The organism is Rodentibacter sp., assembly GCF_057314195.1.
The window spans coordinates 1-4302 of the sequence record NZ_DBHLAM010000038.1 but is presented as its reverse complement, the minus strand read 5'-3'; the positions used below and the strand labels follow the sequence as shown (position 1 = coordinate 4302).

At 47.4% G+C, this 4302-nt stretch carries 5 protein-coding genes; 2 read left to right on the top strand and 3 right to left on the bottom strand.

The annotated features are described in order from the left end of the window. Positions 1-130: 130 nt before the first annotated feature. Together ACO59Y_RS05655 and ACO59Y_RS05650 are read right to left on the bottom strand one after the other, a co-directional pair. Complete coding sequence (locus tag ACO59Y_RS05655; protein WP_373603955.1) at positions 131-301, bottom strand: hypothetical protein; 171 nt, start codon at positions 299-301, stop codon at positions 131-133. 114 nt (positions 302-415) lie between these two features. After that, entirely contained in the window at positions 416-850 is a 435-nt protein-coding gene (locus tag ACO59Y_RS05650) for a DNA polymerase III subunit chi (RefSeq protein ID WP_486131408.1), read from the bottom strand. Positions 851-1107: 257 nt separating this feature from the next. Between ACO59Y_RS05650 and proA the strand changes: the two genes are divergently transcribed. Then, complete coding sequence (gene proA / locus ACO59Y_RS05645) at positions 1108-2364, top strand: glutamate-5-semialdehyde dehydrogenase (protein WP_486131406.1); 1257 nt, start codon at positions 1108-1110, stop codon at positions 2362-2364. Between the two features lie 137 nt (positions 2365-2501). Beyond that, positions 2502-3155 (top strand): hypothetical protein, encoded by a 654-nt coding sequence (locus tag ACO59Y_RS05640; protein WP_486131404.1) that lies wholly within the window; start codon positions 2502-2504, stop codon positions 3153-3155. A 283-nt stretch (positions 3156-3438) separates the two neighbouring features. On the opposite strand, the gene ACO59Y_RS05635 is transcribed toward ACO59Y_RS05640, so the two are convergent. Continuing rightward, the coding region (locus ACO59Y_RS05635; RefSeq protein WP_486131402.1) for a YadA family autotransporter adhesin at positions 3439-4302 on the bottom strand (864 nt) is incomplete at its 5' end.

Genomic DNA, 4302 nt, shown 5'->3' with positions numbered 1-4302 from the left:
TCTACCGCAGACGGATTAAAACGGTCTGCCATTTCGAATTTTTGTGTCATTGTTGCTCTCTTTTTGTAGGGTGGGCTTTAGCCCACCAAATTAAATAAACATGGTGGGCTAAAGCCCACCCTACGGAACTTTATTTTGCATAACCTACGATTTTTTCCGTACCATCCGGATAATGTTCGACAATGCGTCCATCACGTTTTTGAAACGTAATGACTTCGTGGTTCATTTTTTCTTTCATCCAAGCTGAAAATAGCACCTTAAGTTGTTTTTGCTGTTGAATAATCTTTTCACGTTCAGTCATCCGTTATCTCCTTACGCTAAACTAAACCTTCTCTTTTTGTAGGGTGGGCTTTAGCCCACCAAATTAAATAAACATGGTGGGCTAAAGCCCACCCTACGGAACTTTTAATTCCTATCACTCAACATTTTCCGTCGAAAGCAGCCATCCTTGCATACGCAATTGTTTATAACGTTCTCGCGCTTGCACCTTTTGCTCTTCTTCGGCGGGAACAAAATCAATCAGTTGAGTAAAAACGTGAATAAACTCGGGCAACTCGCGCTGCAAATTAATCAACAAATCACGTCGTTGCGCATTGCGTTTGCCTTTCCAACTAATTTCAATCGGCGTGACATATTGTGTCGCTTCGCCCGACAAATTATGCGGCACAAATTCGTCCGGATCACGCTGCCACAGCGCTTCGTCAATATCCAACGCTTGTCGCTCGGTTTCACAGGCAATCAAAACGCGCTTCCCTAAACGCCAAGCCGAAGCAGCTAAATCGCAGGCCAGTTGTTCCGTACCGCGCGAACTCTGCTCTGTCAGAATATAAAACCGCGCATTTTTCGCCATTTTCGCCTCAATTTTGCCAAGTTAAAAACTGCAAAATTCTACCGAAAAACACGATGAAAATAAATGCCCTAAGTCCAAAAGCATAAGTCCAAAAGCATAATCCAAAAGCCTATCTCTCCGCCCTCAACGGAAGAATCCGTTTTTTAAAACATCGTCCGCTCCTCTGATTATTTTCCGCGCTTTAATCTGCCTCTTTGACCTTCTTCATTTTTCAGATAAGCTACTCGACATTTCGTTTTCAATAAAAGGGCATAAAAATGTTAGAACAAATGGGCAAACAAGCCAAAGAGGCCGCGTTTATTTTGGCGCAATTAAGCACAGCGCGGAAAAATCACGCGTTGGCGGTGATCGCAGAGCAACTGGAAACACAAGCCGACCGCATCTTGGCAGAAAATAACAAAGATATTGAAGTGGCGCGACAAAACGGCTTGTCCGAAGCCTTAATTGATCGCCTGTTACTAACGCCGCAACGTTTGCAAGGCATCGCCAACGATGTGCGGCACGTCATTTCGCTTACCGATCCGGTGGGCAAAATTATCGATGGCGGCACCTTAGACAGCGGTTTGAAAATTGAACGCGTACGCACCCCCCTCGGCGTTATCGGCGTCATTTACGAAGCGCGCCCGAACGTCACCATTGATGTCGCCAGCCTATGTTTGAAAACCGGCAATGCGGTGCTGTTACGCGGCGGCAAAGAAACCCGACATTCTAACCAAATTTTAGTCGAGGTCGTGCAAAACGCCTTACAGCAAGCAGGCCTGCCAAAATTCGCCGTACAAGCCATTAGCGATCCAAACCGCGATCTCGTAATGCAATTATTAAAACTTGATCGCTACGTCGATATGATCATTCCGCGCGGCGGCGCAGGCTTACACGAACTTTGCAAACAACACGCCAGCATTCCGGTCATTGTTGGCGGCGTGGGCGTTTGCCATACCTTCGTGGAACAAAGCGCCGATCAAAACAAAGCGGTTTTGCTGATCGATAATGCCAAAACCCAACGTCCTAGCACCTGCAACACCTTAGAAACGCTTTTAGTGCAAGCTTCTATCGCCGCACAATTTCTGCCGAAACTGGTTGCACATTTAGCGCCGAAAAAGGTGAAATACCACGCTGCATCGGGCACCGCATTGAACGTGCTGAAACAAGCGGGCGCAGACGTAACCGAAGTCACCGAAAATCAATTGCACGCAGAATGGGGTTCGCCGGATTTGAACGTAGTCGTGGTAAACGACATCAACGAAGCAATCGCGCATATCCGCCGATATGGCACGCAACATTCCGAATGCATTTTAACCGCTTCGCAAAACTTAGCCCGTCAATTCGTCAATCAAGTGGACGCGGCGGCGGTTTATGTGAACGCCAGCACGCGTTTCACTGACGGCGGACAATTCGGCTTGGGCGCAGAAGTGGCGGTCAGCACGCAAAAACTGCACGCTCGCGGTCCAATGGGTCTGGAAGCGCTCACCAGTTACAAATGGGTGTGCGAAGGCGATTACAGCATTCGTGCCTAACCCAACCTCCGCGACTTCCCCAAATAGCAACGCATTGAACGTAGCCTCAATGCACTTAGCCTCAATGCGGTGCCAATTCAAACATTCAATTCAAGCAAAATTAAATCAAAATATACGATTAGCTTTCAGGAGCATTTATGAAAAAACTCATCACGTTACTTATTATAATCGGCATCTTAATCGGCACGGCGGCGGTGCAACCTTCGGCGACTTCAGAAACCGCCGATGACGGCAAGCGCAATATGGTGGTCGAGATTGTGGCGAAATATTTTCCCTTTGAAGCGGAAGAACTTGCCGCTTGGTACGACAAAAATACCGTCTATGCCGACAATCCAACGGACGAGGCAATCCGCTTCAAATTAGACGATCAGGAAATCAACCTTGCCGCCCATCAAACGCAAAAACTCATTTTGGCACCGGGCAAACATCGCTTACAACTGGCCGACGGCAAAATCGTCGAACTAGAACAAAACCAAGCGAATAATCGCTCCATTTTAAACCCGACCGCATCGCCTTATATATTTTGGAAAACCGTTTACGGTTCAACGAATTTGCCACTGGAATATCATCAAATCAGCTATAATGGCACGATTTACGAAGGCCCTTTTGAAGTAAGCAACGATTATTTTATCCGCCGTTCAGGCAATCTGCCTTGGCGCTTTGGCTTGGACGAACCAATTCCGGATACAGTGGCAGTGAATAATGATCGACAAAACTATCATTTAATTTTCAGCAAAGCCTATCGTTTGGCGGATTTTGTGAAGGCCTATCCGGTGTTGGTGCGGCAATAAGTAAAAATAACGAAGAGAAAAGGTTGCCTTGTAAAGTGCAACCTTTTTGTTTTTTGATATCGGGTTTCGCTCATTTTGTTACTTTACTTTTCTTTGCTCGTGCAAAGCAAAAGGAGGCAAAAAGAAAACGCGCCCGACTAAACGCCTTCCCCATAACAAAAAATCGCTCGGTGATGATCACCGGGCGATTTTTTATATTCTTTAGATAAAAAAAGTGCGGTGGATTCGGAAATCCGCCGCACTTTGGTTCAGTTTAGAAAATTACATTTCTATTTACATCGCATTACCATTGGTAACCCAGACCAACGGAGCCGGTGTAATCACCTTGGGTATTCGAGCTACCGGTGATCTTCAAGACGACTTTACCGTTGTCACTTGCACGAGAGTAACCCACCGCAATCGCGTTAGTGCCGCGATAAGAGCCGGCAGCCGCAGCAATCATGGATTTACCCGGCATATAAACTTGCGGAATACCCGCCGTCGCAACCGCTCCTGCAATACCGCCGCGTGCTTTCTTATCAACTTTATTCAAATCACGAGCAAGTTGATTTACACGATTCGATAAGCCCGGAGTTGCTCCAGAATTGCGCAATGCATTATCCACATAAGCTTTATTCACCGCATCGGTATCTGCTGTCGCATTACCTACGTTTTGAATGCGGTTACCGCCCATGTCAACAGTCGTTGCGTTCGCAATTTTCACGCTCGTACCTGCACCGCCGCCTAAGGTCACATTACCTGTGGCAGTGAGATCTTTGGTGGTCACACTGTTCACGCTGATATCACGTGCCAAGGCAACACTTAAACCGCGTCCGGTTTGAGTAATAGCGATGTTGTCTCCCGCGTCGAAGGTGACAGTATCGTTACCTTTCACGTTTGCAATAGACACGTTGCTCACATTGCCGGTGGACGCACTTGTCGTCAAGTTCCAGCCTGCATTGGCTTGCGTTGCGTTAGCAAGCGCAGCCGTAGCATTCGCATTAGCAGAATTTGCGGTGCTATTCGCAATATTCGCCGTGTTGTTTGCAGTGTTCGCCGTTGTGTTGGCCGCATTGGCTGTGCTGTTCGCAGTGTTCGCCGTTGTGTTGGCCACATTGGCTGTGCTGTTCGCAGTGTTCGCCGTTGTGTTAGCCGCATTGGCTGTGCT

Bases quoted from the DNA above. Each gene is read 5' to 3' on its own strand.
- ACO59Y_RS05655 (WP_373603955.1), bottom strand. From the start codon at position 301: ATGACTGAACGTGAAAAGATTATTCAACAGCAAAAACAACTTAAGGTG.
- ACO59Y_RS05650 (WP_486131408.1), bottom strand. From the start codon at position 850: ATGGCGAAAAATGCGCGGTTTTATATTCTGACAGAGCAGAGTTCGCGC.
- proA (WP_486131406.1), top strand. From the start codon at position 1,108: ATGTTAGAACAAATGGGCAAACAAGCCAAAGAGGCCGCGTTTATTTTG.
- ACO59Y_RS05640 (WP_486131404.1), top strand. From the start codon at position 2,502: ATGAAAAAACTCATCACGTTACTTATTATAATCGGCATCTTAATCGGC.